At 64.6% G+C, this 393-nt stretch carries 1 pseudogene; it reads left to right on the forward strand.

Annotated features, from left to right (window positions below):
• Nucleotides 1-20 precede the first annotated feature (20 nt).
• Nucleotides 21-393, forward strand: a pseudogene (locus GL263_RS29355) (cation-transporting P-type ATPase); the annotation flags it as partial.

Consider the following 393-nt stretch of genomic DNA (forward strand, 5'->3'; position numbering starts at 1 on the left):
AGAAGGCAGCGGGCGACTCCGTGTTCGCCGGCACCATCAACGAATCCGGGTCGTTCGAATATCGCGTCACCGCAGCGGCAAGCGACTCCACACTGGCACGGATCATTCACGCCGTCGAGGCCGCGCAAGGCAGTCGAGCGCCCACGCAGCGCTTCGTTGACCAGTTCGCCCGGCTGTACACGCCCATTGTGTTCGCGGTTGCGCTTGCGGTGGCCATCGTCCCTCCGCTGGTCTTCGGTGCGACTTGGCTGGACTGGATCTACAAGGCCCTAGTTCTTCTCGTGATTGCTTGCCCCTGCGCGCTCGTGATCTCGACGCCGGTGAGCATTGTGAGCGGCCTGGCGGCCGCCGCGAAGCGCGGCATCCTCATCAAGGGCGGCGTCTATCTGGAAG

The sequence above is a fragment of the Streptomyces durbertensis genome (assembly GCF_014156695.1).
GTDB lineage: Bacteria > Actinomycetota > Actinomycetes > Streptomycetales > Streptomycetaceae > Streptomyces > Streptomyces durbertensis.